We start from the raw sequence: 23,964 nt of genomic DNA, 5'->3' as shown, positions 1-23,964 counted from the left end.
TCTATCGTCAATGTTGGGCAAGGCTTAGCGGCACTGGGCGAAGGCGTCCGCCAACTGCTGCATGAATTGCGGATAACCGTCCGGACCGAGCGGCACCTGCTCGCCGACTTCGTCCAGCAGCAGCACCTTGGCCCCGGTATTGCGGGCAACCGACTCGATCACCGCCGGGGAGAACTGCGGCTCGGCGTAGATGCAGCTCGCCTTTTTCTCTTCCAGCGCCTTGCGGATGTCAATCAGCGTCTTGGCTCCCGGGCGACGCTCCGGGCTCACGGTGAAGTGTCCCTTGGAGCTCATGCCGTAGTGACGCTCCCAGTATCCATAGGCTTCGTGGAACACGAAGTAGCCCTTCTGATCCACCGCCTTCATCTGCACGGCGATCACCTTGTCCAGGGCGTCAACCTTGCCCTCGAAGGCCGCGAGATTGGCGGCATAGCGCGCCTGGTTGGCAGGATCCAGCTTGCCCAGTTCGGTCGCGATCGCCTTGGCAATCACCTTGGCCTGGGTTGGACCCAGCCAGATGTGGGGATCCACCCCTTCGTGGTGGTGCCCTTCATGGCCCTCGTCGTGCGAGCCGTGGTCGTGGGCGGCATGGTCATGCTCCTTGTCATCATGGTGATGCTCGTCATGTTCCCCCTGGGTCGCATAGTTGTACAGCGGCATGCCGGGAACCTGGGTCAGGGTCAATACATGAGGATGCTGGGCCAGGGGTTTGGCCATGAAGCCTTCCAGCTCGGGACCGACCCACACCACCAGATCGGCCTCCTTGATGTTGCGCATGTCGGAAGGGCGCAGGGAAAAATCGTGGGGCGACGCGCCGGTGGGCAGCAGCACCCCGGGCTCGCTCACACCATCGGTGATCGCCGCCGCGATGAAGCCCAGGGGTTTGATGGTGGTCAGCACCTCGAGGGCACGGACAGGCAGACTCACCGCCATCAGGGCAGTGATCAGAGCAAGAATTCGCATAGAGGTCTCGTCAGGGTGTGTGTGTGTGATAATATAACAAACCAACGTCGCTGTTATATTATAACTCTCACAGGCTGTAAACCCCGGAGCTGTCATGACCCAACTGGTGGAGCTGAAAGAGGTCTGTCTCTCATTTGACGGACGACTCGTGCTCGACAAGGTCTCCTTTACCCTGAACAAAGGCAAAATCACCACCCTGGTCGGCCCCAACGGGGCGGGCAAGAGCACCCTGAGCAAGCTGGTGCTGGGCTTGCTCAGCCCAGATTCGGGGGACATCCTCCGCCGCCGCGATCTGCGAGTCGGCTATGTACCCCAGCGCCTCTATCTGGACCCCACCCTCCCCCTGACGGTGCGCCGCTTCCTGCAACTTGGCAAGAACAGCCGCCTCTCCATCGAGGAGGCGCTCAATCGGGTCGGTGCGCAGGATCTGCTGGACAACCGGATGCAAAAGCTCTCCGGTGGCGAGATGCAGCGGGTGCTGCTGGCCCGCGCCCTGCTGGTCAAACCCGAGCTGCTGGTGCTGGACGAACCGGTGCAAGGGGTAGATATCACGGGACAGATCGAGCTCTATGCCCTCATCAGCCAGCTGGCCGCCGAGTTCCACTGCGCCGTGCTGATGGTCTCCCACGATCTGCACCTGGTGATGGCCAGCACTCACGAGGTGATCTGCCTCAATCGCCACGTCTGCTGCCACGGCGAGCCACAGAGCGTGGCCCGCCACCCGGAATTTGCCCGCCTGTTCGGGCGGCCGGAGCGGGAGGTGCTGGCGGTCTATACCCACCATCACCACTGCGATGGCGAACACCATCATCATGAACCGCAGGCTCCCGTCATCCGCCTGCCCTCTCGCAACAACTAGGATCTTCACGTGGACAGCTTTCTGTTATACGCCCTTGCGGCCGGACTCGGCATCGCCCTGCTGGCCGGGCCGCTTGGCAGCTTCGTGGTGTGGCGCAAGATGGCCTATTTTGGCGACACCCTCTCCCATGCCTGCCTCTTCGGCATCGCCCTCGGCATCCTGCTGCAGGTGGACCTCACCCTGGCGGTCGTGGTCTGCTGCCTCGCCATGGCCATGCTGCTGGTCATCATGAGCCGCAACCAGCAGGTGGCCACCGACACCCTGCTCGGCATTCTGGCCCACAGCGCCCTGTCGCTGGGTCTGGTCACCCTGAGCTTCATGGACAACGTGCGGGTGGATCTGATGGCCTACCTGTTTGGCGACCTGCTCTCGGTGCAGCCCATGGACCTGCTCTGGATCTACGGCGGCGGCGCCCTGGTGCTGCTCACCCTGTGGCGGCTCTGGGATCCCCTGCTCTCCATGACCATCTCGGAAGAGCTGGCCCGGGTGGAAGGGGTGCGGGTGGATGTGCTGCGCTGCGTGCTGATGCTGCTGATAGGCCTGGTCATCGCCGTGGCCATGAAGTTCGTCGGGGCGCTCATCATCACCTCCTTGCTGATCATTCCCGCCGCCACCGCCCGCCGCTTCAGCCAGACTCCGGAGCAGATGGCCGGCTTTGCCGCCCTGACAGGCTGTCTCGCCGTGCTGGGGGGCCTTGCCCTCTCCTGGTATCAGGACACCCCGGCCGGTCCCTCGGTCGTAGTCTGCGCCACCACCCTCTTTGTACTGAGCCAGTTCAAGCGCACCTGACCCGCTCCTGATGGCCCTGGTCTCGCCAGTGCCATCAGGCCTTCCGAAGCAGACCCATCCATCGTGGGCTGCGTCGTCCATTCTGCATAGGGCCCCCAGCCCGTTCAGACGCGCCTGAGAGGCTCGTTTTCCCCGGGTCTCAGGCTCGCCTGCGACTCCTGCCACAGCCACTGACGCAACCGGCTGATGGCGGGTTCATGGGCGCGCGAGCGCTTGAAGACGAAATAGAAGTTGTCGCCGGTCTCGAGGGCGTGCAGGGGCAGCCGCACCAGACGCGGATCTTCCGGCTGCAACATGTAGTCATTGATGAGCGCCATTCCCTGGTCCCAGTTCGCCGCCTCCAGCGCGAGCAGGATATGGCTGAAATGGTGCACCCTCGCCTCGGGGGGAATGGTCAGCCCCCCCATTTCGGCCCAGCGCCGCCAATCTTCCCCCTTCTCTCGGTAGATAGCCTGGATGGAGAGCAGCGGCAACTGCCACAGGGTGGCGGGCCACTCCCCTTCCACCTGCTGCCACATCCGGCGACTGCACACCGGCATCAGCCGCTCCCGATAGAGCAGATCGTGCATGTAGCCCGGCCCTTCGGGGGAGACGGTGATGAAACCGTCCGCCACCCTGTCGGAGAGCTCGGGATCTTCCGCCACCATCTCCAGGCTGAGATCCAGCTCGGGATAGAGCTGGCGCAGCCCGGCCAGGCGCGGGATCAGCCACTTCACCGCAAAGGAGCTGTAGACCGCGAGCCGCACCCGCATCTCGCCTCCACCGCGCAACTGCTCGCTGCTCTGGGCAATCTGGACCAGCCCGGCGGCGATCCCCTCGAAATAGATCTCCCCCTGGGGCGTCAGGGAGAGCAGCCGCCCCTGGCGCAGCAGCAGCCGCTCCCCCAGAAAATCCTCCAGCAGACGGATCTGGTGACTGACCGCACTCTGGCTGACATTGAGCTCCAGGGCGGCGCGGGAAAAACTCAGCAGGCGGGCAACCACCTCGAAATATTGAACGGCGCGCAGGGGGGGCAGCTTCATTATCCAAATTTCTCATGCTTGATGATTTTTTATCATTTTACTGGATAACAGGCCGCGGGCTACCCTCCCCTCATCTGAATCTGGAGGTGGTATGAATGCAGTCGGGATAGGCATCCTCTATCTGGTGCTCGGCAACATGGTGGCGGTCTTCTCCGATGCCCTGGTCAAGGTGCTGGAGCCGGACCAGCCCATTTTCCAGTTTGTCTTTTTCCGCCAGCTCTCCGCAGCCCTGCTGCTCGCCCCCTGGCTGCTCTGGTCCTGGCGGCGCAACCCGCCGGTAGCCCTCAAGTGGCACCTGCTGCGAGCCCATATCTGGGCCGTCGGTGTCTGCCTGATGGTGGTCGCCCTCACCCGGCTGCCGCTCGCCACCGCCAACGCCCTCTTCTATGCCGCCCCGCTGCTGATGGTGCCGCTCGCGGTCTGGCTGGCGGGGGAGGCACTCTCGCGCCAGAAGGTGCTGACGGCGCTGCTCGGCTTCGTCGGAGTGCTCATCGTGCTGCGCCCGACCGAGGTAAACTGGGCCGCCCTGGCGGCGCTCGGGGTGGCGCTCTCCCTGGCGGTCAACAACCTGCTGATCAAGCGCATCCCGCTCCAGCAGCCCATCGCCCAGACCCTGTTTTTCACCAATGTGCTGAGCATGCCCTTCATCCTGGCGCTGGCCTGGTGGGAAGGGGGCGAGTGGCAATGGCAGATGTGGTGGCCCGCCTTCGGCTCCTCGGCGCTCATCATGGTCTATGCAGGATTGTGCGTGATGGCCTATCGCAAGGCGGAGGCGAGCAAGATCGCCTCGGCGGAGTACACCGGGCTACTGATGGCGGTCGCCATCGGGGTCTGGCTGTTTGACGAACAGCCGGGGCTGCCGCTGCTGCTGGGGTGCCTGTGCATCATACTGCCGCTGGTCGCCATGGCCCGCAGCAAGCCCAAGCCCCAGGCCGAGCCGGCGCTCTAGCCTGCCGGGTCAAGCAGGGGGGCGACCCTCTGCTGCAGATGGGGGATCACCCCCTGCTCGAACCAGGGGTTCTTCCTGAGCCAGAGGGTATTGCGCGGGGACGGGTGCGGCAGCGGCAACCAGGCCGGGCCATAGTCCGCCCAGTGTCGCACCGTCTCGGTGAGCGATCCTTTCGCCGCCGCCCTCAGGTAGTAAGCCTGCGCATACTGGCCGATGAGCAGGGTCAGCTCGATGTTGGGCAGCAGCATCAGTACCTTGTCGTGCCAGGTGGGAGCACATTCCGGGCGCGGCGGCAGATCCCCCGACTTGCCCCTGCCGGGGTAACAGAGCCCCATGGGCATGATGGCGATGCGGGATTCATCGTAAAAGGTGGCCTTGTCCACCCCGAGCCACAAGCGCAGGCGATCGCCGGAGGGATCGTCCCAGGGGATGCCGCTGGCGTGTACCCGGGTGCCGGGGGCCTGGCCGATGATGAGCAGACGGGCGCGCTCGTTGCCGCGGATCACCGGCCTTGGGCCGAGCGGCAGGTGGGCCTCGCACAGGCGGCAGGCCCGGATCTGTTCAAACAGGGGATCGAGTCGGTTCATGGGCCCGATAGTACCAGAGTTTTCTCCCCGCTCCCGCTTGTGAAAGGAGCGGCGGATACTTATCATGCAGCCGCCATTGTTTAGTTTAATAAACGGAGAGAGATGAAGAACTGGATGGGCACCGGCAGCGCGGCCCTCTCATTCGTGCTGTGGGGCATGCTGCCCCTCTATTACCAGTTCATGCCCGAGATCAACATGTGGGAACTGCTCTCCCACCGGGTGCTCTGGTCCGTGGTGCTGCTGGGAGGCCTGCTTCTGCTCCTCGGCCATCGGGTGCCCTGGGGGGCCCTGCGCGGCGATCCCCGGCAGCTCGGCCTTGTGCTGCTGGCAGGCCCCGTGATGTCCATCAGCTGGTGCATGTTCACCTGGTGCCTGACCACGGGCCAGGTGCTGGCCACCAGCCTCGCCTTCTTCATGACCCCGCTGTTCAACATCGCTTTTGCGGTGCTCTTCCTCAAAGAGAAGCTCACCCCGCAAAAACACCTGGCGGTGGCGCTCGCCCTGGCGGGGCTCGCCTATATGCTCTTCTCCTACGGCCAGCTGCCCTGGTTCTCCCTCGTGATGGGGGCCAACTTCGCCCTCTACGGCCTCATCAAGAAAAAGGTGAGACTGGACGCCGGAACCAGCCTCTATCTGGAGTCCCTGGTGCAGTTGCCCGTCGCCCTTCTCATCATCGGCTGGCTGACCTTGCAGGGCACCAGCCAGTTTATGGCCGGTGACTGGACCGAGCGACTGCTGCTGATGGGCAGTGCCCCCGCCACCCTGCTGCCGGTGGGGCTGTTCTGCTATGCGGTGGCGCGCACGCCCATGAGCACGGTGGGGCTGCTGCAATACATAGAGCCGAGCCTCGCCTTCCTGCTCGCCCTCTTCTGGTTTGGCGAGATCCCGGATCCGGTGAAATCCGTGGGCTTTGCCTTCGTCTGGGCCGGCCTGCTGGTGAGCCTGCTGCCCCTGCACCGGCTTGGGCGCCAGCGGGCCAGGTGGCGCACCTCGTGACCCTCGCCACCCCCACTCCCTCCCGCTGGTTTGTCTATCTGGTGCGCACCGGCACCGGGGCACTCTATGCGGGGATCAGCACGGATCCCGAGCGGCGACTGCGTCAGCACCAGAGCGGCAAGGGGGCCAGAGCCCTGCGCGGCAAGGGCCCCCTCTCCCTGGTATGGCAGCAGGAGGTCCCCGGCAAACGCGAGGCGCTGCGCCTCGAGTACCGCCTCAAGCAGCAGAGCAAGGCGTTCAAGGAGCGCCTGGTGCACGAGCCGGCGCTGTGGCACGGCTGGCGCCTTTCCTGGCTTGCCACCCCGCACACCGACCCTGTGTCGCCCCCATAAAAAGGGCCACTGCAAGCAGTGGCCAAGGAAGGATGCGAAATCAGGGAGGCTTAACGGTAGGTGTTCGACTGCTTGCGCCTGTTGCTGAGTAGCCAGCACACCACCAGCACCACCAGCAACCAGGGCGCCAGCTTGATGATGAGGGCAAACATGCCGGCCAGGGCGCCAAACAGCACGAAGACCCCGCTCACCAGCAGCATGGCCAGCACGGTGAATCCGGTCAGCGCCATGCCGATCAGCACCAGGATCAAGACGATAAATTCCAGCATGTTGTGCTCCTCACGGGCTTGCACTTGCCGACGGGGCGATCCGGAGATCACCCCAGCCAGCGTTGAAGTTCACGGCGGGGAGGCATGACGAGCACCCCCACCAGATAGAGCGCCAGGGCCAGCGGCGGCATCAGGATCAGGGCGAGCAGGGCCACCACCCGCACCGTCACTCTGGACACCCCCAGCCCTCTGGCAAGACCGGCGCAGACCCCGGTCAGCTTGCGATGGGCGAGATCCTTGGGCCAGGGTGTCATGGTTATGCCTCCACCTTCTGACCCTTGAGCCGGGCCAGTTCCCGCTCAATCTCGTCGTTCAGCTCCAGCTCGCGGAACTGGGCCTCGAGGGACGGATTCTGCCCCAGGGTCGCAGCCTCCAGCTGGGCCTCCAGCTGATCGACCCGGTTCTGAAAGCCGTCGAAGCGGGCCACCAGCTCGTGCATGCGCTGGTTGTCCACCTGGGCACGGGCGCGGATGCGGCTGTGGGCGGTCTGCTCGCGCAGGGTCAGCATCTTCTGCTTCTCCCGCGCCTCGGTCAGCTTGGCCGCCAGTCGCTCGCTGTCGGCGGTGAGCTGAGCCAGCACCTCGGCCACCCGCGCCTTGTCCTCTTCCAGCCGCTCGCACTGCTTCATCTCCGCCAGCTTCTCGGTGAGGGCGGCACGGGCCAGATCTTCGCGGCCCTTCTGGATGGCGAGTTCAGCCTTGGCTGCCCACTCCTGGATCTGGTTGCGCAGCGCCTGCTGATGGCGCTCCAGCTGTTTCTGTTCGGCGATGACGCGGGCGGCCTGGGTTCTCATCTCGACCTGGACCTGCTCCATCTCCTCGATCATCAGCCGCAGCATCTTCTCCGGCTCTTCGCTCTTGTCGAGCAGGCTGTGCAGGTTGGCATTGATCACGTCGGTCAGGCGGCTGAATACGCTCATGGTCTGGCTCCTTGTTGATGGGGTGTCACTCTCTTCCCATGACATTACAAGAGCCGTGCCAGAATGTTTTTTCCTTTATTTACAATTAGATGAAAGTTAACGATGGATGTTCACCGGATACAGCGTGGTGAAAAAAACCAACAAGATGGTGATTTTCACCAATAAAAAAGGGAGCCAGCGGCTCCCTCTCTTCTCTGCAACCGGGCTCAGGCCGCCGGCCGATGGCCAAGCTTGCCATCCAGCTCCGCCAGCTTGGCTTCCATCTTCTCCCGGCAGGTGTCGGAGAGCTCGCGGATGCCGGCGGCGCCGTGCTCCTTGCTGCACACCGGGGCCATCACCTCCAGCAGCACCTCGCCGTTGTCCCAGCGGTTGAGATCGACCTGACCGAAGTAGCTGGAGCAGACGATGGGCACCACGGGCACCTCGGCCTGGACGGCAGTGTGGAAGGCCCCCGCCTTGAACGGCAGCAGACCACGCCCCTGGGAGCGGGTCCCCTCCGGGAACATCCAGATGGAGGTGCCGCGATGCTTGATGCGATCCACCACCTGGCCGATGGTGCCGATGGCGCGGGAGCGGTTGGAGCGGTCGATCAGCACGTTGCCGGAGAGCCAGAAGATGAGGCCGAAGAAGGGGAGCCACAACAGGCTCTTCTTGCCCACCGCCACCACGCCGGGCTGCACGGCGCCGGTCACGGTGAAGATGTCGTAGTTGCTCTGGTGATTGCAGACATAGACCGCCGGCCCCACCGATTTGACCTCGTCGGCCACCGTCACCCGGACCTTGAGGCCGATCAGCGGGCAGACCGCATGATACATGCGGGCGAAGACATAGACGTTGTTCGGGTGGCGCGGGCGCACCAGACAAAGCAACAGGCCGAACAGGAACCAGAAGACGAGCAGCAGTGCCAGCAGCAGCACACGGGCAAGTTTGAGCATCGAACACCTCGGAATTTGACTCGGCGCAGTATACTGGTCCCCCTTTTAGCGAACAAGCGTTCGCCAGACAGAACCGACCAGCCCCGGACGCCACCGGCCACCCCGGCTTGCCCCACCCGCCATTGCCCGCTAGGATGTGGCCATCTTGATGAACGGGGCGAGCATGATTTTGCAACAACGCGCGGCGACACGACTCCTGCTGCTGGTCTGCCTGCTGGTGCTCAATTGCGCGGCCCAGCCGCTGGCCCGCCTCGCCCTGCTCGATCACGCCGTGAGTTGCCAGACCCAGCCCCAGTTCGCCTCGGCCGACGACCAGGCCGACAAGAGCACGCCCGCCAGTGTGCAGCCCAATAGCTGCCAGCTCAACGGCAAGTGGCTGAGCGCCGCCAGTCTGCTGTGCGTGGAGCAACTCTTCTTCGCCATCGCCTTCGTGATTGCCCTGCTGGTGCCCCTGTCACGGCGCGCACCGGCACTGCCTCCCCCCATCAATGTCTCGCCGCCGGAGCGGCGACTGCACCTCACCCTCTGCGTCTGGCGGGAATGAGTTCAGCCGCGCTTTTTCAGCCTGCTGTCACTCATTTTTTGCGAGACCCAACACATGTCGAATCTCTTCAAGGCGGCCCTGCTACTGGGCAGCCTGCTGTGGCAATCCAGCGGATTGGCCAGCGATACGGGGTGGCTCACCCGCCCCCAGAACAGTCACGCCAAGGTCAGGCTGCAAGCCGACCGCAGCGTCCCGGATCAGACCCGCATCCTGCTCGATGTCCAGCTAGAGTCAGGCTGGAAGACCTACTGGCACAGCCCGGGTGAAGGGGGCATAGCGCCCCAGATCCTGTGGGATGAGCCGGTCGGCGACTTCCAGTGGCACTGGCCCACGCCGCGTCCCTTCGAGGTGGCCGGGCTCAGCACCCAGGGCTATCAGGAGCAGGTACACTTCCCCCTGAGCCTGGGCTACCCGGCCGGGCAGCCGCTCAAGGGCACCTTGCGCCTCTCCACCTGCAGCAATGTCTGCATCCTGACCGACTACCCCTTCACCCTGGCGGCAGATGGGCAAGCGCCGGCTGGCTTCGACTTCGCCTGGGCCCGGGCCATGAGCACCCTGCCACAGGCGCTGCCTGCCGACACCCGGGTCGAGCTCGGCTACCAGCACAACCAGCTGCAACTGCGGGCCGAGCGGGTCGAGGGGTGGCAGGAGCCTGCGCTCTTCATCGATGCGCTGGAGGGGGCCGAGTTCGGCAAGCCCGCGCTCGAGGTAAGCGGCACCACCCTGATCGCCCGGGTGCCGGTCAGCGACGGCTGGCAGGGGGATGCCCCTGACTTGCGCGGCCAATCCCTCGGCCTGCTGCTCGGTAGCGGCGAGCAGGCCTGGCAGACCCGCGCCACCATCGCCGATCCCCTCGCCCTGCCGGCCCCCGAGCAGCCACTTCTCTGGCTGCTGGGGGCGGCGCTGCTCGGCGGTCTCATCCTCAACCTGATGCCCTGCGTGCTGCCGGTGCTGGCCCTGAAACTCGGCACCGTGCTGCAGCAGCAAGAGAGCGAACAAGGAGGCGTGCGCAAACAGTTCCTCGCCGCCAGCGCCGGGATAATCACCTCCTTCTGGGTGCTGGCGGCCATGAGCAGCCTGCTGCGCGCCACACAAGGGGCGGTCGGCTGGGGGATCCAGTTCCAGAGCGCCGGTTTCATCGGCTTCATGGTGGCGGTGACCCTGCTGTTTTGCGCCAACCTGCTGGGGCTGTTCGAGATAAGGCTGCCCAGCGATCTCAACACTCGCCTCGCCACCCGCGGCGGCAAGGGGCTCGGTGGCCACTTCCTGCAGGGGAGTTTCGCCACCCTGCTGGCCACTCCCTGCTCCGCCCCCTTCCTCGGCACCGCGGTGGCCTTTGCCCTGGCGGCGCCGCTCGGCCAGCTCTGGCTCATCTTCACGGCCCTCGGCCTTGGCATGAGCCTGCCCTGGCTGCTGGTGGCGGCCCTGCCGCGTCTCGCCCTCTGGCTGCCCAAACCGGGGAGCTGGATGGGGCGACTGCGCATCCTGCTCGGGCTGATGATGCTGGGCTCCAGCCTCTGGCTGGCGAGCCTGCTTGACAACCATCTGGGCAGCACGGCCACCGGCTGGCTGATGGCCGCCATGGTGCTGGTGCTGCTGATGGGCATCCTCTGGCGCTATGGCCTGCGCGGTTTCACCCTGGCCCTCTCTCTCTCGGCACTCATCGGCGGCGCCCTGCTGCTGGGGGGCGCCCTCACGGTGAAAGGGGGTGGCAGCGTCGATCGCATCGCCTGGCAGCCGCTCTCCGAACAGGCCATCGCCGACGCCCTGGCCCAGAACAAGCGGGTCTTCGTGGATGTGACCGCCAACTGGTGCGTCACCTGCAAGGCCAACAAATACAACGTGCTGCTGCGTGACGAGGTGCAGCGCGCCCTGTCGGCCCCGGACGTGGTGGCCCTTCGCGGCGACTGGAGCCGGCCGAGCGATGCCATCTCCGCCTTCCTGCGCCAGCGTGGCGCAGCCGCCGTTCCCTTCAACCAGATCTACGGGCCCGGCCTGCCGGAAGGGGAGGTCCTCTCTCCCCTGCTGGACAAGGCCGACTTGCTCGACAGCTTGCACAAGGCCGGCCTCGTTCAGGCCGATGCCACCCATTTCTAAGGAGAATGCCATGAGACTGCGAACCCTGACCCTCTGCACCGCCCTGGTCGCCGCCACCCTAGGCACCCCCACCCTGCACGCCGCCCCCTTCACCCCGGAGCAGGAGGCCCGCATCAAGGAGCTCATTCGCGAGACCCTGATCGCCAACCCCGGGATCCTCGACGAGGCAGCCGAATCCTGGGAGAAACAGAACGCCGCGACCCAGCAAGCCCAGATGGGTGACTTCATCAAGGGCAACCAGGACGTGCTGTTCAACAGCCCCACCAGCCCGCGCCTCGGCGCCAAGCATCCCAAGCTGACCCTGGTGCTGTTCACCGACTACAACTGCCCCTACTGCAAGCAGTTCGACCCGGCGGTCGCCAAGCTGCTCGCGGCCTATCCGGACGATCTGGGGCTGGTGATCAAGCTGCTGCCGTTCAAGGGACAGACCTCCGCCAAGGCAGCCCAGTACAGCCTGACCCTGTGGCAACAGGATCCTGCCCGCTTCCTCCCCCTGCACGACAAGCTCATGAGCAAGCAGGGGATGCTGACCGAGACGGACATCAACAAGGCGCTGGCCGCCACCGACAACCTGACCCTCAAGCCCGCAGGCAAGGCCACCGAAGAGCTGCGCAACAGCCTGCGCATCGGCACCCTGCTCGGCGTGCAAGGCACCCCGGCGACCCTTATCGGCAACCAGCTGGTGCCGGGCGCCATTCCCTATGACGAGCTGGAGCAGCTGGTCAAAGCCGAGCTGGCCAAGCGGAGCTAAGCCATGGCCGAGGATGCAGGCATAAAGGCCCCCCGCTGGCGCCGCTGGGGCAAGGAGGCGCTCTGGCTGCTGCTGATGGCGCTCGTCATCACCACCCTGGTGGATCTGTGGCGCAGCCCCACCCTGCCGGCGGGGGCCATGGAGGCCCCCTTCACCCTGCAGGACGGCACCACCACCACTCTGGCCGAGCAGAGCCGCGGCAAGCCCCTGCTGGTCTACTACTGGGCCAGCTGGTGCGGGGTGTGCCGCTTCACCACTCCCACGGTGGAACAGCTCTGGCAGGAGGGCGAAAATGTGCTGACGGTGGCCCTGCGCTCCGGCAGCGATGAACCGTTGCGCGCCGGGATGGCGAAGAAGGGGCTGACCTTCCCCACCCACAACGACGAGTCCGGGGATCTGGCCGCCCGCTGGCAGGTGGGGGTGACGCCGACCTTCCTCGTCATCAAGGATGGGGCTCTGGTGAGCAGCACCACCGGCTGGAGCAGCGCCTGGGGGCTCAGGTTGCGGCTGCTCTGGGCAAGCTGGTAGCCCCCCTTCATGCCAGAGATGCAAAGAGCCCGGTATCGCTACCGGGCTCTTTTTCATCAGAGGGCTGACAACCCGCCCTATTGGGCGGCCTCCATCGCCCGCTTCTCCAGATTGGCCTTGATGTCGAGACGCTCAGACTCCCCGATCACCCCGTCACCGTTCTTGTCCAGGCGAGAGAAGAGCGCCTCCTGCCGCGCCATGAACTGGGCCCTGGTGGTCTCCCGCGACGGCTTGAGCTGGCTCATCCGCTCCGGGACCGGCTTGCCTGCCTGCTGCATCACGCCAGCCAGCTTTGCCAGGTTGGCCTCTTTCTCGGCAACCGACAGCACGCCGTCACCGTTTTTGTCCTGCAAGGCGAAGCGCTGGGCGGCGCGCTCCATGAACTGGGCCCTGGTGACATCCCCCATCAGCGGCGAGGTGGGCAATATGTCGCTGGCAGAGGCGGCACTGCCTGCCAGCGCGAGCACGAAAAACGCGGACTTGACCATGGCGATGACTCCTTGTGACGGCAGAATCCGGATGGTTCGGACAAGAGGGGGCCGGGCAACGCCGGGGCCTGCCGCCCCCCTCTGCCAGTGTAGTCCCGCCGCCATCTCGCACCGCCCGCTCTTTTCGTACAGAAAGACCGCACTTTCATGGCAGAGGCGCCGGCTTTCCGTTAAAATCTCCGGTTTTTGCCGAGCCTGGTTTGCCAAGAACCCCGCCGCCAGGCCAGCGCAGGGTCAATTCCACGATGCCAGTGAGGCAGGATCCGTCATGAACAACTACTTCCGGGTGTTGGGCGTCAAGTCCAACGCCAGTGAAAACGACATCAAAAAAGCCTATCGACGGCTGTCGAACCAGTACCACCCCGACAAGCTGCACGGGGCGAGCGAAGAAGAGAAAGAGCAGGCAGCCGCCCGGCTGCACCAGGTAAAGCAGGCTTATGAAGTGCTGTCCGATCCGAAACAGCGGGCCGCCTTTATCAAGGATTTCAACAACGTCATCGTGACCGATCCCGCTGCTGCCATGCAGGAGATGTGGGACCAGTTCTACCCCTGAGCCACCAGGCAAGAAGAGCGACTATGCAAAAAAAATGGGACCAGGCACGGCTCAAGGCCCTGCAAAGCGATGCCAGCGAGAACATCGAATCCTACCGGGATCAGGATGACCCCAAGGGGCTCGAGCAGTTCACCGACCAGATGAAGGCCCTGCTGCTGGCCGACATGAGCATGCTGGAGTTCATGCCCGAATACTTGCCGCTTGCCCTCTATGGCCGGGTGCAGTTCCCGCCCAAGGCCAAGTCGCAGTGGAACAAGTGGCTCGCCAGCGGCGAGCAGCCCTCCTGGGACGAGTTCAAGGTGAGCGTCGGCTTCAACAACGCCATCCTGCCGCTGGTCAAGGCGGTGCGGGCACAGAGCGAAGATCAGCTGATGGAGGCCTGCGCCGTGCTGTTCCTCCTGGACAACCCGCTGCCCCGCGGCAGCCACCGCGGTGATGACGACTATGAGTTGCGGGACGAAGAAGAGGAAGACGGGGAAGATGCCGACGCCGACTACCACGGCGGCAGTGACCGTTATGGTGATGACGACGGCGATCAGGATATGTACGACGAAGTCCGTTTCTAATTGGGGCAAGGCATGAGCAACAGTCTGATAGAAATTACCGCCATCGAGATCAAAGAGCTGGCCGTCATCGAGCCGAAGCAGGCCAGCGAGAAGTTCGAGCTGATCGCCAAGACCATGTCTGACGACCAGCTGGCAGAAGTGATTGAAAACATTGATATCGTTACCCTGACCCAGATCAACGGCCAGCACGACATCTCCTTCCCCTCCATCATCTCCGAGCTGATGACCCCGGAGCGGATCCGCGACATCGTCTGCCAGCAGCCCCTCTACTGGGAAGAGGCGATCAAGAACAACGCCGACGAGCTGCAACAGCACACCTTCGACTTCCTCAACTACTTGATCCGCACCCAGGAGAGCGAAGCCAAGCAGCGGGAGATCCTCGAGTGCGTGGCCGAAGATCCGGCCGGCCTCTTCTATCTCGCCATCCCCTTTATCGAGTTCTATCGCGGCGATCGCTATGAAGAGGACGAAGGCTATCGCGACGTGCTGCACGCCGAAGAGGAAGATCTCGAAGAGTCCCTGCGCTACAGCGAGCGCCAGCAGGCCGAAGACAGCCACGACTACGCGCTGGATGACCCCCGCAGCCTCTTGATGCTCATTCGCGAGCTGGCCCCCGAGGTGGAAAAATCCATCAAGTCGCTGCTGCGCAACGAGCACTCCACCTGGGACGGCATCATCAACAAGTTTGCCGCCGAGCTGGTGATGCAGGCCAAAGAGAAGAACAAGGTCGAGGAAGACGAGTACGGTGACGTCGACGACATGTTCAGCTTTCTGGATTAAGGAGCCCATTCATGCAGTTAGTCATTCGCGATGCCAACCAGGGCCCCTTTCTGACCCAGGTGCTGCGCTTTGGCCGCGACAACGAACTCTTGAGTCAGCAGCAGCTCGCCGCCATCAAGGGCAAGGCGGTGCTGATGAGCCTCAAATTCGCCGACAAGTACTACAACAAGTACAAGATGCACCTGCTGGAGCAGGCGGCCCACGACGTCATCGGCGTGGTGAGCCTCGGTCTGCAGGAGCTATCCCAACGGGATCCGGCCAAGGCCCTGGCCCTGTTGCAGGCGCCGGAAGGCCCCATCAAGCCGTTCCAGAAGGGCTGGTCCATGCTCATCACCGTCAGCCCCAAGCAGGCTGGCAACAGCCTCTACGGTGACGTGGATGCGCGGCTCTTGGACAAGATCTCGAGCCCCCCCGATGTGGAGGAGTGGCAAGGGTGGCAGGAGTACGAGAAGGCGCTGACCGAGCACAACAAGAGCCGCCTGATGGAGCTCATCGACCAGCACTTCTTCGCCTGCGAGAGCGACCACCCCACCATGGAGGACAAGCTGGCCGAAGCGCTGCTCTACCGCATCCTCTGCGGCAAGGGCAGTGGCGCCGCCCCGCTCAAGGTGAAGCAGGATCTCAAGCGCAAGCTGGCGCGGGAAATTGAGCTCGACGAGGGCTGGTACGACACCGACTACCTCTCCGCCCAGCTCACCCTGATGCTGAGCGCGTTGCCCGCCGACATGGCCGCAGCCCTGCGTCAGGAGCTGAGCCCGGGCTTTGTGCCCAACCTCCTCCACACCCTCGGCTTTGTGCGCCAGTACCAGCAGTTGCAAAAAGAGGACGCCTCGCCGGAGAAGCTCGACAACATGGAGATGCGCGCCGGGATCCGCCACCCCCTGCTCGGCTGGCCCCTCTACCACGACTTCTGATGACGGGCTTTCCCCTTCACGCTGTTCCAACGCCCGGCTTGCCGGGCGTTGTCATCTTTGCAGCTCGCAGATGGCGCGCCGACCCTATCGGGCAATGGTCCACATGGCGCTCTGCATCCCGGTCTCCCGAAAATCGATCACCACGGGATAGTCGTTGCCACAGCCCGTCACCGTCCAGCGCTCCTGCCAGTGGCGACTGCCCGGCTCCCCCTCGGGAAGTTGCAACACCACGGGCACGAAGCGCTCCGGCGCGTCACACCCCTTGGTGGCCACCCAGGATGCGACCCCCACCATGGCATCCCGGATCAACTGCTGATTGGCCAGGGTACCTTCCTGCACGGGTTCACTCGGGCTGGCCTCGGCCTGGCACACCAGGGGAAAAAGCAACAGCAGGGCACAGGGTCTCATCGCACCTCCAGAGGGGTCAGTCAAAAAGTGGTTCGTTCGGGGCTTTCATCATGACCCGAAACGGCGCCTGACAAAAGAGACCACCAGGGGGGAAGCAGGCGCAGGATCCGGGGCGCAGTGGCTTGCACGCAAGTCGGACTACCTCCTAAGCGTCATTGGCCCACATTTTGTCAGGGATATAATGACTCCCCCATACAAGCCGCCGGGGAGCCAGACCGTGAGCAGAAAGCCGGACCGCATGACCGCCATGCAGCAGATCATCGACGCCGTGAAGGCGGAATTTCCGCTCTACCAACCGGATACCTTCAAATGCGGGCCGGACAACACCTGCATCGGCTGCCCCAAGAAGCTGATGGAGCTGGTGGATACGGACCTCTGCTACTGGCAATATCAGATCGATCGCGGCATCCCGCCCAGCTTCGACGAGCTCAACCGCTTCGGCAAGATGTGCAAAAATATCCGCCGGGCCCTGGTGCGCAATGGCCGCATTCCCGCCTGACGAAAAGCAATATGCTGCCTTCATCGGTTTTTTGTGATGGTTTATCCACCAGAATGAATCACCACCTTATTTAATGGCTAGGCACACCTTGTTCACCGCCTATCGTGCTGATGGCCGACGCAGGTTCATTGCCCCAAGGAGCACTATATGACTCAGGAAAGTATCCAGACCCGCTATACGCTGGATCCCGCCCTTGCCAGCGCCACCGAGCTGGAGCAGGCCATCGCCCGGGCCATCGAGGCCAACAAGCAGGACTTCTTCCCCCTGCTGGAGCGGCTGGTGGATGTGGGCGACAGCCGGGTCAAGCTCAGCCAGAAGGATCCCCTGCGGGTGCTGGGGGTGGAACTCGACGAGGCTCGCACCGGCGGCACTGCCCGCCTCGGCTACGAATCCAACTTTTCCGAGAGCTGCCGCCTTATCGACGAATACGACCAGCACCAGACCAGCGTGGCCTTCACCCTCGACGGGGATCAGCTTGTTTTCGATCTTGAGCTGCCCATCGAGTGGAACTTCGACAACTGAATTGGCGGCGGTGCCATTCCCCTGGCGTGTTGTAGCCAGCGGCGCCCCTTTCCCCCCTTTCTGGTGTAGGGTTGTCTGCACAGCAACGGATAGACATCTCGAGGATCACCATGGGTGAGCATCAACCTACAGCAATGCCGGTATTGAATGACAGTGAGCGCCTTGGGCTCGAGCGCAAGAGCGCCGGGGATTTCCCCCTCTATCACCAGGATCCTCACACCCCGTCTGCCCGTGGCTGGGCACTCATCCTGCTGGGGGTCATCCTGGGGTTTGCGGCACTCTCCGCCCCCATCGACTTTTTCAAGACCACCTCAGGGGGCTTTGTGCCCGCCCTCCTGTTTCCTCTCATTCCTCTGGCCGTGCTCGCCATGGTGGCGGGAACAGGGTGGCGCTCACTGTTTCGAACGCCGACGCGGCGGGATTGTCTCTTGATGCTGGCGATTGCCGGCATCAACATACTGGTCTCAATCGCCGTTGCCATGACCATGCAGCACCTGTTCCAGCTGAATGCAAACCCGGTCAACGCCATGCTGGCAGAGGCGTCCAATACGGCGCGCATCCTCTTTTATCTCAAGACGGCGCCCCAGCTCTTCGGCGAGGAGGTGATCTCCATCCTGCCTTTTCTGGCCATCCTCTGGTGTTGTCACCAGAAGCTCGGCCTCACCCGCAAGTCCGCCATCCTCATCGCCTGGCTATCGACTGCCCTTATCTTCGGAGCCCTGCACCTGCCCACTTATGACTGGAATTTTCTGCAATGTTTTCTGGTGATCGGCACGGCCCGCATCGTGCTGCTCAGTGGCTACATCATCACCAAAAACATCTGGGTATCGACCGGCTCACACATCATCAACGACTGGCTGCTGTTTAGCCTGATGCTGCTGCTTGGCAGCCACACAGGCACCTGATGCACGCAATACACAGGCTGGCCATGGATAGAGAGAGCCGTAGGCGTGCCCGCAGCATGGCGGCAGCCTGTTTTCGCGAACGTCTGATTACGCTTCGCTAATCAGACCTACGGCCTCCCCTCACCCTGACCCTCTCCCAAGGGGAGAGGGGATCAGCGCCTGCCAACCTGTAGCCATAGCTGTCACTCCATTTAAAAATTGCTGCGACCCTTCTCCCTTCTCCCCTTGCGGGAGAAGGGTCGGGGATGAGGGGGCCGAAAAATAAAATTACCGACCACCTTGAGGCAATTTTTTTCGCGATCGTTTGATTACGCTTCGCTAATCAGAACTACGGCCCTTCACAAAAACGGATATTAATCTAAATGCTAAAGAGTATGCTTTATTTGAAAAATATACTAACTCACTATCATTTGCCCAAGATTTTATAGTGTTATCACCATGCACATTTTTAGATCTGGCATTGTATATCTTTTTGAAATCGTTAGCATCACTCTCACCTAACGTGGACTTGATAAACTCATAACACTTACTTGAAATACTCTCTTTCCTACCATTATTCAATATATTAACCAACTTATCTTTAACATCCGTATCAATAGTCATAGATCTCACCTCATCCTTAAGATGGTCTATAGCAGTTAAAATACTATTTGATTGTTTTTTCTGTTTTCCTGACAATATCTCTATTACAGTCATTGACAGTATTAATTTTGACTTAGGGAATGGTTCAGATACCGCTAACGTTAATACCGTCAATGCTTCAAAAACATTAGCATCTGCAACATCAATTATTTCTTCACTTAAAATAGATGTCCCCAAATCACTTAGATCAACAGCTCTACCAATTTCCGCTCCATTCCAGCCTTCATTTTTACCTTCTTCATATACTAGTGGCTCATAGCTGTGAACTGCAATAAATTTTCTCGGATAAGATCTATTTAACTTTCTTGTAAACTCCCTAAGGGAAAAATCTAGACAAAACCAATCCAGATGAGGAATTTCTCTTTCAAGAAAAAACATTTTAAATTTAAAAAATTGCTCGTACATTTTTTCACAAGCCACTTCCTCTGTAGGAAAACCATGTTTCTTAAAGAGTATTACACCATCACCCATTTCCTCGACTTCAACTTTATCAAAAGTAAAGTCAAGTCCATTGATTTTCTGATTTATTATTTTTATAGCAAATGAATAAGAGTACATTAAATCATCCTTACATAAAGGGCGCTTTCGCGCCCTTCTATATTAATTACCCTTCCTGATTTTCCCCGACTGCCGGTTCTGCGCCGGCGACGGTTTCAATCTCGATACGATCCACCCGCTGCAAGCCGCGGGGCAGCTTGGCGCCGCGGCGGCCGCGCTCGCCGCGGTAGTAGTCAAGATCAGAGGGCTTGAGGGTGAGCTTGCGCTTGCCGGCAAACAGGGTCACCGACTGGCCCTGGGGGATGACGGCAGCCATCACCACAAACTCCTCCCGCGCCTTCACGCGCGCCGACGGGATGCTGATGAGCTTGTTACCCTTGCCCTTGCCGAGTACCGGCAGGGTATTGAGCGGGAACAGCAGCATGCGACCCTCGTTGGAGATGGCCATGCAGAGATCCGTGTCCGGCGCGCCTATCCTCTGGGGCGCCATGACGATGCCCCCTTCCGGCACGGTCAGCAGCGCCTTGCCGTTCTTGTTCTTAGCCGTCAGGTCATCGTATTGGCAGACGAAGCCGTAACCGGCGTCGGAGCAAATGAGATACGGCTCGCCCTCGTTACCCATCACCAGATGACGCACCTCTTCACCGGCCCCCAGCGCGAAGCGGCCGGTGAGCGGCTCGCCCTGACTGCGGGCGGAGGGCAGAGTGTGGGCCTCCAGGGAGTAGGTACGTCCCAGGGTGGAGAGGAACACCGCCTGCTGGTTGCTGCGGCCATGGGCGTGGGCGAGGTAGTTGTCCCCCGCCTTGTAGGAGAGGCCCTCCACATCCACGTCGTGGCCCTTGGCGGCGCGCACCCAGCCCTTGTCAGAGAGGATCACGGTCACCGGCTCACTCGGGGTGAGCTCCTTCTCAGTCAGTGCCACGGCGGTGGCGCGCTCCACCAGCGGGGTGCGGCGATCGTCGCCGTACTTCTCGGCATCCGCCAGGATCTCTTTCTTGAGCAATGTGCTGAGACGGCGCTCGGAACCCAGGATCAGTTCCAGCTTGTCGCGCTCTTCCGCCAGTTCATTCTGCTCGGCACGCAGCTTGAACTCTTCGAGCTTGGCCAGGTGGCGCAGTTTGAGCTCGAGGATCGCCTCGGCCTGGGTCTCGCTGATATTGAAACGCTCCATCATCACCCGGCCCGGCTCCTCCTCGGTGCGGATGATCTCGATCACCTCGTCGATGTTGAGGTAGGCAATGAGCAAGCCTTCGAGGATGTGCAGGCGAGCCAGCACCTTGTCGAGGCGATACTGCAGGCGGCGGCGCACCGTCTCGCGGCGAAAACTCAGCCACTCGGTGAGGATGGTCTTGAGGTCTTTCACCTGGGGCCGGTTGTCCAGACCCAGGATGTTGAGGTTGACCCGGTAGTTCTTCTCCAAGTCCGTGGTGGCGAACAGGTGGGCCATCAGCCCCTCCACGTCCACCCGGTTGGAGCGCGGCACGATCACCAGACGGGTCGGGTTCTCGTGGTCCGATTCATCCCGCAGATCGGTCACCATGGGCAGCTTCTTGGCCACCATCTGGGCGGCGATCTGCTCCATGATCTTGGCGCCGGAGGCCTGATGAGGCAGCGCCGTGATGACGATGTCGCCATCCTCCTCGCTCCACACCGCCCGCTGCTTGATGGAGCCCTTGCCGGTTTCGTAGATTTTGCGGATGTCGTCGCGGGGCGTGATGATCTCGGCGTTGGTCGGGTAATCCGGCCCCTGCACATGGGCCATCAGGGCATCCAGGCCGGCATTGGGGTTGTCCAGCAGTTCCACGCAGGCATGAGCCACTTCCCGCGCGTTGTGGGGCGGGATATCGGTCGCCATGCCCACCGCGATACCGGTCACCCCGTTGAGCAGGATGTGCGGCAGACGGGCAGGCAGCACCACGGGCTCCTTCATGGTGCCGTCGAAGTTCGGCGTCCACTCCACCGTGCCCTGACCCAGCTCGGAGAGCAGCAGCTCGGAGAAGCGCGACAGCCGCGCCTCGGTATAACGCATGGCGGCGAAGGATTTGGGATCGTCCGGCGCACCCCAGTTGCCCTGACCATCCACCAGCGGGTAGCGGTAGGAGAAGGGCTGGGCCATCAGCACCATGGCTTCATAACAGGCGCTGTCGCCGTGGGGGTGGTACTTACCCAGCACATCACCCACGGTACGGGCGGACTTCTTGTGCTTGGACAGCGCCGACAACCCCAGCTCGCTCATGGCGTAGATGATGCGCCGCTGCACGGGCTTGAGGCCGTCGCCGATATGCGGCAAGGCCCGATCCATGATGACGTACATGGAGTAGTTCAAGTAAGCCTGCTCGGTAAAGGTGCGCATTGGCTGGCGCTCTACCCCGTCCAGACTGAGCTCGATGGCATCACTCATGTGATTATCTCTTTCGGTTCGGGAGCTGGTTGGCGCTCTACTTCATCCAACAGACTGAGCTCGATAGCATCACTCATAAGGTTGTTCTCTTGCTATGGCGCGCCCTCAGAGGGCACGCCGGAAATGCGGGTCGGCAGGGGGCCGACGGTGAATCACAAGCCCCCCTCCCAACCTCCCCCTCCATGAGGGGGAGGAGAGGCTTGGCCCCCTCCCCTTGCGAAGGGGAGGGCCGGGGTGGGGTACTTGCGACTCGCTTTAGATGATGGCGAGGTTGCCCTTCTCTTCCAGCCATTCGCGGCGATCACCGGCGCGCTTCTTGGCCAGCAGCATGTCCATCAGTTGCAGGGTCTCGTCCCCATCTTCCCCTTCTGCCCCTCCTTCCGCGCCCATGGTGAGCTGCACCAGGCGGCGGGTGTTGGGATCCATGGTGGTTTCCCGCAACTGCTTGGGGTTCATCTCACCCAGCCCCTTGAATCGGGTCACCATCACCTTGCCCTTCTTCTTCTCGGCCTCGACCCGTTGCAGCACGCCGTTCTTCTCGTCCTCGTCGAGGGCGTAGAAGACCTCCTTGCCGATGTCGATACGATAGAGGGGCGGCATGGCCACATAGACATGGCCCTTCTCCACCAGGGCGCGGAAGTGCTTCACAAAGAGGGCGCAGAGCAGGGTGGCGATGTGCAGACCGTCCGAGTCCGCATCCGCCAGGATGCACACCTTGCCGTAGCGCAGGCCACTGAGGTCGTCGGAGTCGGGGTCGAGCCCGATCGCCACCGAGATGTCGTGCACTTCTTGCGAGGCGAGCACCTGACCGGCCTCCACCTCCCAGGTGTTCAGGATCTTGCCGCGCAGCGGCATGATGGCCTGAAACTCGCGATCCCGCGCCTGCTTGGCACTGCCGCCTGCGGAGTCACCCTCCACCAGGAAGAGCTCCCCCTGCATGGGATCGGCGCAGCCGCAGTCGGTGAGCTTGCCGGGCAGGGCCGGGCCCTGGGTTATCTTCTTGCGCACCACCGTCTTGGCGGCGCGCATCCGGCGCTGGGCGCTGGAGATGCAGAGCTCCGCCAACTGTTCGGCCAGCTCGGTGTTGCTGTTCAAGTAAAGGCTGAAGGCATCCTTCACCACGCCCGACACGAAGGCCGAGCTCTGGCGGGACGACAGACGCTCCTTGGTCTGGCCGGCAAACTGCGGGTCCTGCATCTTGATGGAGAGGATGTAGGCGCAGCGATCCCAGATGTCTTCCGGGGTGAGCTTGACCCCGCGGGGCAAGAGGTTGCGGAACTCGCAGAACTCGCGCATGGCGTCGAGCAGCCCCTGGCGCAGGCCGTTGACATGGGTGCCACCGAGCGCGGTGGGAATGAGGTTCACATAGGATTCGGCGAGGCATTCGCCCCCTTCCGGCAACCAGCACAGGGCCCAGTCCACCGCCGACTGCTCGGAGCTGAAAGAGCCGACGAAGGGCTGCTCCGGCAGGCAGGTGAACTGTTTGACCGCATCGATGAGGTAATCCTTGAGGCCGTCTTCGTAGCACCACTCCAGCTTGATGCCGGTGTTCTTGTCGAGGAACTTGATGGTGAGGCCCGGGCAGAGTACCGCCTTGGCTTTGAGCAGGTGCTCCAGCTTGGAGACCGAGAAGCGCGGCGAATCGAAGTAGCGCGCCTCTGGCCAGAAGCGCACCCGGGTGCCGGTGTTGCGACGGCCGCAGGTGCCGGTGATGGTCAGATCAGACACTTTCTCGCCCCGCTCGAAGGCGATGTCATAGACCTGGCCGTCCCGGCGCACCGTCACCTCGACCCGATCGGAGAGGGCGTTCACCACGGAGATCCCCACCCCGTGCAAGCCACCGGAGAACTGATAGTTCTTGTTGGAGAACTTGCCCCCCGCGTGCAGCTTGCAGAGGATCAGCTCCACACCGGAGACCCCTTCCTCCGGGTGGATGTCCACCGGCATGCCGCGACCGTCGTCGATCACCTCGAGGGACTGATCCTCGTGCAGGATCACCTCCAGATTGCGGGCGTGACCCGCCAGCGCCTCGTCGACGCTGTTGTCGATGACCTCCTGGCCGAGGTGATTGGGCCGGGTGGTGTCGGTGTACATGCCGGGGCGGCGACGCACCGGTTCAAGGCCATTGAGGACCTCAATGGCATCCGCATTGTATTGAGTGGACATGGAGGGCCTTGCGAATTGACGTTTGGGGGGAATCTTACTCGCTGGGAGGGCCCGGGACAAATGGGGCGCTCGCAAAGGGTGA

28 protein-coding genes are annotated in these 23,964 nt (G+C 62.5%); 16 read left to right on the top strand and 12 right to left on the bottom strand.

The window, feature by feature from the left end; all coding sequences use genetic code 11:
• Positions 1-24: 24 nt before the first annotated feature.
• Entirely contained in the window at positions 25-963 is a 939-nt protein-coding gene (gene znuA, locus AB7E19_RS14575) for a zinc ABC transporter substrate-binding protein ZnuA (protein ID WP_322130908.1), read from the bottom strand.
• A 94-nt stretch (positions 964-1,057) separates the two neighbouring features.
• Here znuA and znuC point away from each other — a divergent pair, with 94 nt between their 5' ends.
• Together znuC and znuB are read left to right on the top strand one after the other, a co-directional pair.
• A complete protein-coding gene (znuC, locus tag AB7E19_RS14570; RefSeq protein WP_322130907.1) occupies positions 1,058-1,822 on the top strand; it encodes a zinc ABC transporter ATP-binding protein ZnuC in 765 nt (254 codons plus the stop codon).
• A gap of 9 nt (positions 1,823-1,831) precedes the next feature.
• Entirely contained in the window at positions 1,832-2,611 is a 780-nt protein-coding gene (gene znuB, locus AB7E19_RS14565; protein WP_010672803.1) for a zinc ABC transporter permease subunit ZnuB, read from the top strand.
• Positions 2,612-2,715: 104 nt separating this feature from the next.
• Here the strand turns inward: znuB and AB7E19_RS14560 are convergent, their stop codons facing one another.
• Entirely contained in the window at positions 2,716-3,633 is a 918-nt protein-coding gene (locus AB7E19_RS14560; RefSeq protein WP_042014956.1) for a LysR substrate-binding domain-containing protein, read from the bottom strand.
• Positions 3,634-3,724: 91 nt separating this feature from the next.
• On the opposite strand from AB7E19_RS14560, the gene AB7E19_RS14555 reads away from it, so the two are divergent.
• Positions 3,725-4,582 carry a DMT family transporter gene (locus AB7E19_RS14555; protein ID WP_010672801.1) on the top strand — a complete coding sequence of 286 codons (858 nt, stop codon included), beginning with the start codon at positions 3,725-3,727 and terminating at the stop codon, positions 4,580-4,582.
• Here the strand turns inward: AB7E19_RS14555 and AB7E19_RS14550 are convergent.
• Positions 4,579-5,169 (bottom strand): uracil-DNA glycosylase family protein, encoded by a 591-nt coding sequence (locus tag AB7E19_RS14550; RefSeq protein WP_041214394.1) that lies wholly within the window; start codon positions 5,167-5,169, stop codon positions 4,579-4,581. The genes AB7E19_RS14555 and AB7E19_RS14550 overlap by 4 nt on opposite strands.
• A 102-nt stretch (positions 5,170-5,271) precedes the next feature.
• Between AB7E19_RS14550 and rarD the strand changes: the two genes are divergently transcribed.
• Positions 5,272-6,165 (top strand): EamA family transporter RarD, encoded by an 894-nt coding sequence (gene rarD, locus AB7E19_RS14545; RefSeq protein WP_182956617.1) that lies wholly within the window; start codon positions 5,272-5,274, stop codon positions 6,163-6,165.
• On the top strand, positions 6,162-6,497 hold the full coding sequence (locus AB7E19_RS14540; RefSeq protein ID WP_052258822.1) for a GIY-YIG nuclease family protein: 336 nt from the start codon (positions 6,162-6,164) through the stop codon (positions 6,495-6,497). The genes rarD and AB7E19_RS14540 overlap by 4 nt, the downstream gene beginning before the upstream one ends.
• A 50-nt stretch (positions 6,498-6,547) precedes the next feature.
• Here AB7E19_RS14540 and pspG read toward each other — a convergent pair whose 3' ends face one another.
• The 4 genes from pspG to AB7E19_RS14520 all read right to left on the bottom strand — a co-directional run bounded on the left by pspG (position 6,548) and on the right by AB7E19_RS14520 (position 8,620).
• Positions 6,548-6,766 (bottom strand): envelope stress response protein PspG, encoded by a 219-nt coding sequence (gene pspG / locus AB7E19_RS14535; protein ID WP_010672797.1) that lies wholly within the window; start codon positions 6,764-6,766, stop codon positions 6,548-6,550.
• A 47-nt stretch (positions 6,767-6,813) separates the two neighbouring features.
• Complete coding sequence (locus AB7E19_RS14530) at positions 6,814-7,020, bottom strand: PspC domain-containing protein (protein WP_010672796.1); 207 nt, start codon at positions 7,018-7,020, stop codon at positions 6,814-6,816.
• A 2-nt stretch (positions 7,021-7,022) separates the two neighbouring features.
• On the bottom strand, positions 7,023-7,685 hold the full coding sequence (gene pspA / locus AB7E19_RS14525; protein ID WP_010672795.1) for a phage shock protein PspA: 663 nt from the start codon (positions 7,683-7,685) through the stop codon (positions 7,023-7,025).
• 206 nt (positions 7,686-7,891) lie between these two features.
• Positions 7,892-8,620 (bottom strand): 1-acylglycerol-3-phosphate O-acyltransferase, encoded by a 729-nt coding sequence (locus tag AB7E19_RS14520; RefSeq protein WP_039039739.1) that lies wholly within the window; start codon positions 8,618-8,620, stop codon positions 7,892-7,894.
• Positions 8,621-8,783: 163 nt separating this feature from the next.
• Between AB7E19_RS14520 and AB7E19_RS14515 the strand changes: the two genes are divergently transcribed.
• From AB7E19_RS14515 to AB7E19_RS14500, 4 genes are read left to right on the top strand one after another with little or no spacing between them, the layout of a single operon-like run.
• Positions 8,784-9,164, top strand: coding sequence for a hypothetical protein (locus AB7E19_RS14515; RefSeq protein ID WP_045523195.1), 381 nt, complete (start codon positions 8,784-8,786; stop codon positions 9,162-9,164).
• Between the two features lie 54 nt (positions 9,165-9,218).
• The gene (locus tag AB7E19_RS14510; RefSeq protein ID WP_322130906.1) at positions 9,219-11,261 is read left to right on the top strand and encodes a protein-disulfide reductase DsbD family protein; all 2,043 of its coding nucleotides are present in this window, start codon (positions 9,219-9,221) and stop codon (positions 11,259-11,261) included.
• A gap of 10 nt (positions 11,262-11,271) precedes the next feature.
• The gene (locus AB7E19_RS14505; protein ID WP_010672791.1) at positions 11,272-12,012 is read left to right on the top strand and encodes a DsbA family protein; all 741 of its coding nucleotides are present in this window, start codon (positions 11,272-11,274) and stop codon (positions 12,010-12,012) included.
• A gap of 3 nt (positions 12,013-12,015) precedes the next feature.
• The gene (locus tag AB7E19_RS14500; protein WP_042014965.1) at positions 12,016-12,540 is read left to right on the top strand and encodes a protein disulfide oxidoreductase; all 525 of its coding nucleotides are present in this window, start codon (positions 12,016-12,018) and stop codon (positions 12,538-12,540) included.
• A gap of 77 nt (positions 12,541-12,617) precedes the next feature.
• Here AB7E19_RS14500 and AB7E19_RS14495 read toward each other — a convergent pair whose 3' ends face one another.
• Positions 12,618-13,028 (bottom strand): EF-hand domain-containing protein, encoded by a 411-nt coding sequence (locus tag AB7E19_RS14495; RefSeq protein ID WP_134996953.1) that lies wholly within the window; start codon positions 13,026-13,028, stop codon positions 12,618-12,620.
• A 268-nt stretch (positions 13,029-13,296) separates the two neighbouring features.
• Here AB7E19_RS14495 and atcJ point away from each other — a divergent pair, with 268 nt between their 5' ends.
• From atcJ to atcC, 4 genes are read left to right on the top strand one after another with little or no spacing between them, the layout of a single operon-like run.
• Positions 13,297-13,581: a cold adaptation protein ActJcold adaptation protein ActJ gene (gene atcJ / locus AB7E19_RS14490; RefSeq protein WP_024943298.1), complete on the top strand. Its 285-nt coding sequence runs from the start codon at positions 13,297-13,299 to the stop codon at positions 13,579-13,581.
• Between the two features lie 23 nt (positions 13,582-13,604).
• On the top strand, positions 13,605-14,147 hold the full coding sequence (atcA, locus tag AB7E19_RS14485; RefSeq protein WP_128296340.1) for a cold adaptation protein AtcA: 543 nt from the start codon (positions 13,605-13,607) through the stop codon (positions 14,145-14,147).
• Positions 14,148-14,159: 12 nt separating this feature from the next.
• Entirely contained in the window at positions 14,160-14,927 is a 768-nt protein-coding gene (atcB, locus tag AB7E19_RS14480) for a cold adaptation protein AtcB (protein WP_010672787.1), read from the top strand.
• A gap of 11 nt (positions 14,928-14,938) precedes the next feature.
• Positions 14,939-15,841: a cold adaptation protein AtcC gene (atcC, locus tag AB7E19_RS14475; protein ID WP_319873667.1), complete on the top strand. Its 903-nt coding sequence runs from the start codon at positions 14,939-14,941 to the stop codon at positions 15,839-15,841.
• An 84-nt stretch (positions 15,842-15,925) separates the two neighbouring features.
• Here the strand turns inward: atcC and AB7E19_RS14470 are convergent, their stop codons facing one another.
• Complete coding sequence (locus tag AB7E19_RS14470; RefSeq protein ID WP_045523112.1) at positions 15,926-16,249, bottom strand: hypothetical protein; 324 nt, start codon at positions 16,247-16,249, stop codon at positions 15,926-15,928.
• Between the two features lie 247 nt (positions 16,250-16,496).
• On the opposite strand from AB7E19_RS14470, the gene AB7E19_RS14465 reads away from it, so the two are divergent.
• The 3 genes from AB7E19_RS14465 to AB7E19_RS14455 all read left to right on the top strand — a co-directional run bounded on the left by AB7E19_RS14465 (position 16,497) and on the right by AB7E19_RS14455 (position 18,175).
• Positions 16,497-16,748: a hypothetical protein gene (locus AB7E19_RS14465; protein ID WP_039039818.1), complete on the top strand. Its 252-nt coding sequence runs from the start codon at positions 16,497-16,499 to the stop codon at positions 16,746-16,748.
• A 147-nt stretch (positions 16,749-16,895) separates the two neighbouring features.
• A complete protein-coding gene (locus AB7E19_RS14460; protein WP_042864497.1) occupies positions 16,896-17,270 on the top strand; it encodes a hypothetical protein in 375 nt (124 codons plus the stop codon).
• Between the two features lie 110 nt (positions 17,271-17,380).
• Complete coding sequence (locus tag AB7E19_RS14455; protein WP_336582728.1) at positions 17,381-18,175, top strand: type II CAAX endopeptidase family protein; 795 nt, start codon at positions 17,381-17,383, stop codon at positions 18,173-18,175.
• Between the two features lie 318 nt (positions 18,176-18,493).
• Here AB7E19_RS14455 and AB7E19_RS14450 read toward each other — a convergent pair whose 3' ends face one another.
• From AB7E19_RS14450 to parE, 3 genes are all read right to left on the bottom strand, one after another.
• Positions 18,494-19,375 carry a hypothetical protein gene (locus AB7E19_RS14450; RefSeq protein WP_427935705.1) on the bottom strand — a complete coding sequence of 294 codons (882 nt, stop codon included), beginning with the start codon at positions 19,373-19,375 and terminating at the stop codon, positions 18,494-18,496.
• A gap of 46 nt (positions 19,376-19,421) precedes the next feature.
• Positions 19,422-21,716, bottom strand: coding sequence for a DNA topoisomerase IV subunit A (parC, locus tag AB7E19_RS14445; protein ID WP_427935703.1), 2,295 nt, complete (start codon positions 21,714-21,716; stop codon positions 19,422-19,424).
• A gap of 255 nt (positions 21,717-21,971) precedes the next feature.
• Positions 21,972-23,882: a DNA topoisomerase IV subunit B gene (parE, locus tag AB7E19_RS14440; protein ID WP_128345312.1), complete on the bottom strand. Its 1,911-nt coding sequence runs from the start codon at positions 23,880-23,882 to the stop codon at positions 21,972-21,974.
• Positions 23,883-23,964 lie beyond the last annotated feature (82 nt).

It is taken from the genome of Aeromonas sp. (assembly GCF_050252055.1).
GTDB classification, from domain to species: domain Bacteria; phylum Pseudomonadota; class Gammaproteobacteria; order Enterobacterales; family Aeromonadaceae; genus Aeromonas; species Aeromonas caviae.
The sequence above is the reverse complement of the archived record's forward strand: the minus strand, read 5'-3'. Positions and strand labels throughout refer to the sequence as shown.

Bases quoted from the DNA above. Each gene is read 5' to 3' on its own strand.
- znuA (WP_322130908.1), bottom strand. From the start codon at position 963: ATGCGAATTCTTGCTCTGATCACTGCCCTGATGGCGGTGAGTCTGCCT.
- znuC (WP_322130907.1), top strand. From the start codon at position 1,058: ATGACCCAACTGGTGGAGCTGAAAGAGGTCTGTCTCTCATTTGACGGA.
- AB7E19_RS14560 (WP_042014956.1), bottom strand. From the start codon at position 3,633: ATGAAGCTGCCCCCCCTGCGCGCCGTTCAATATTTCGAGGTGGTTGCC.
- AB7E19_RS14555 (WP_010672801.1), top strand. From the start codon at position 3,725: ATGAATGCAGTCGGGATAGGCATCCTCTATCTGGTGCTCGGCAACATG.
- AB7E19_RS14550 (WP_041214394.1), bottom strand. From the start codon at position 5,169: ATGAACCGACTCGATCCCCTGTTTGAACAGATCCGGGCCTGCCGCCTG.
- rarD (WP_182956617.1), top strand. From the start codon at position 5,272: ATGAAGAACTGGATGGGCACCGGCAGCGCGGCCCTCTCATTCGTGCTG.
- pspG (WP_010672797.1), bottom strand. From the start codon at position 6,766: ATGCTGGAATTTATCGTCTTGATCCTGGTGCTGATCGGCATGGCGCTG.
- AB7E19_RS14530 (WP_010672796.1), bottom strand. From the start codon at position 7,020: ATGACACCCTGGCCCAAGGATCTCGCCCATCGCAAGCTGACCGGGGTC.
- pspA (WP_010672795.1), bottom strand. From the start codon at position 7,685: ATGAGCGTATTCAGCCGCCTGACCGACGTGATCAATGCCAACCTGCAC.
- AB7E19_RS14520 (WP_039039739.1), bottom strand. From the start codon at position 8,620: ATGCTCAAACTTGCCCGTGTGCTGCTGCTGGCACTGCTGCTCGTCTTC.
- AB7E19_RS14515 (WP_045523195.1), top strand. From the start codon at position 8,784: ATGATTTTGCAACAACGCGCGGCGACACGACTCCTGCTGCTGGTCTGC.
- AB7E19_RS14510 (WP_322130906.1), top strand. From the start codon at position 9,219: ATGTCGAATCTCTTCAAGGCGGCCCTGCTACTGGGCAGCCTGCTGTGG.
- AB7E19_RS14505 (WP_010672791.1), top strand. From the start codon at position 11,272: ATGAGACTGCGAACCCTGACCCTCTGCACCGCCCTGGTCGCCGCCACC.
- AB7E19_RS14500 (WP_042014965.1), top strand. From the start codon at position 12,016: ATGGCCGAGGATGCAGGCATAAAGGCCCCCCGCTGGCGCCGCTGGGGC.
- AB7E19_RS14495 (WP_134996953.1), bottom strand. From the start codon at position 13,028: ATGGTCAAGTCCGCGTTTTTCGTGCTCGCGCTGGCAGGCAGTGCCGCC.
- atcJ (WP_024943298.1), top strand. From the start codon at position 13,297: ATGAACAACTACTTCCGGGTGTTGGGCGTCAAGTCCAACGCCAGTGAA.
- atcA (WP_128296340.1), top strand. From the start codon at position 13,605: ATGCAAAAAAAATGGGACCAGGCACGGCTCAAGGCCCTGCAAAGCGAT.
- atcB (WP_010672787.1), top strand. From the start codon at position 14,160: ATGAGCAACAGTCTGATAGAAATTACCGCCATCGAGATCAAAGAGCTG.
- atcC (WP_319873667.1), top strand. From the start codon at position 14,939: ATGCAGTTAGTCATTCGCGATGCCAACCAGGGCCCCTTTCTGACCCAG.
- AB7E19_RS14470 (WP_045523112.1), bottom strand. From the start codon at position 16,249: ATGAGACCCTGTGCCCTGCTGTTGCTTTTTCCCCTGGTGTGCCAGGCC.
- AB7E19_RS14465 (WP_039039818.1), top strand. From the start codon at position 16,497: ATGCAGCAGATCATCGACGCCGTGAAGGCGGAATTTCCGCTCTACCAA.
- AB7E19_RS14460 (WP_042864497.1), top strand. From the start codon at position 16,896: ATGACTCAGGAAAGTATCCAGACCCGCTATACGCTGGATCCCGCCCTT.
- AB7E19_RS14455 (WP_336582728.1), top strand. From the start codon at position 17,381: ATGGGTGAGCATCAACCTACAGCAATGCCGGTATTGAATGACAGTGAG.
- AB7E19_RS14450 (WP_427935705.1), bottom strand. From the start codon at position 19,375: ATGTACTCTTATTCATTTGCTATAAAAATAATAAATCAGAAAATCAAT.
- parC (WP_427935703.1), bottom strand. From the start codon at position 21,716: ATGAGTGATGCCATCGAGCTCAGTCTGGACGGGGTAGAGCGCCAGCCA.
- parE (WP_128345312.1), bottom strand. From the start codon at position 23,882: ATGTCCACTCAATACAATGCGGATGCCATTGAGGTCCTCAATGGCCTT.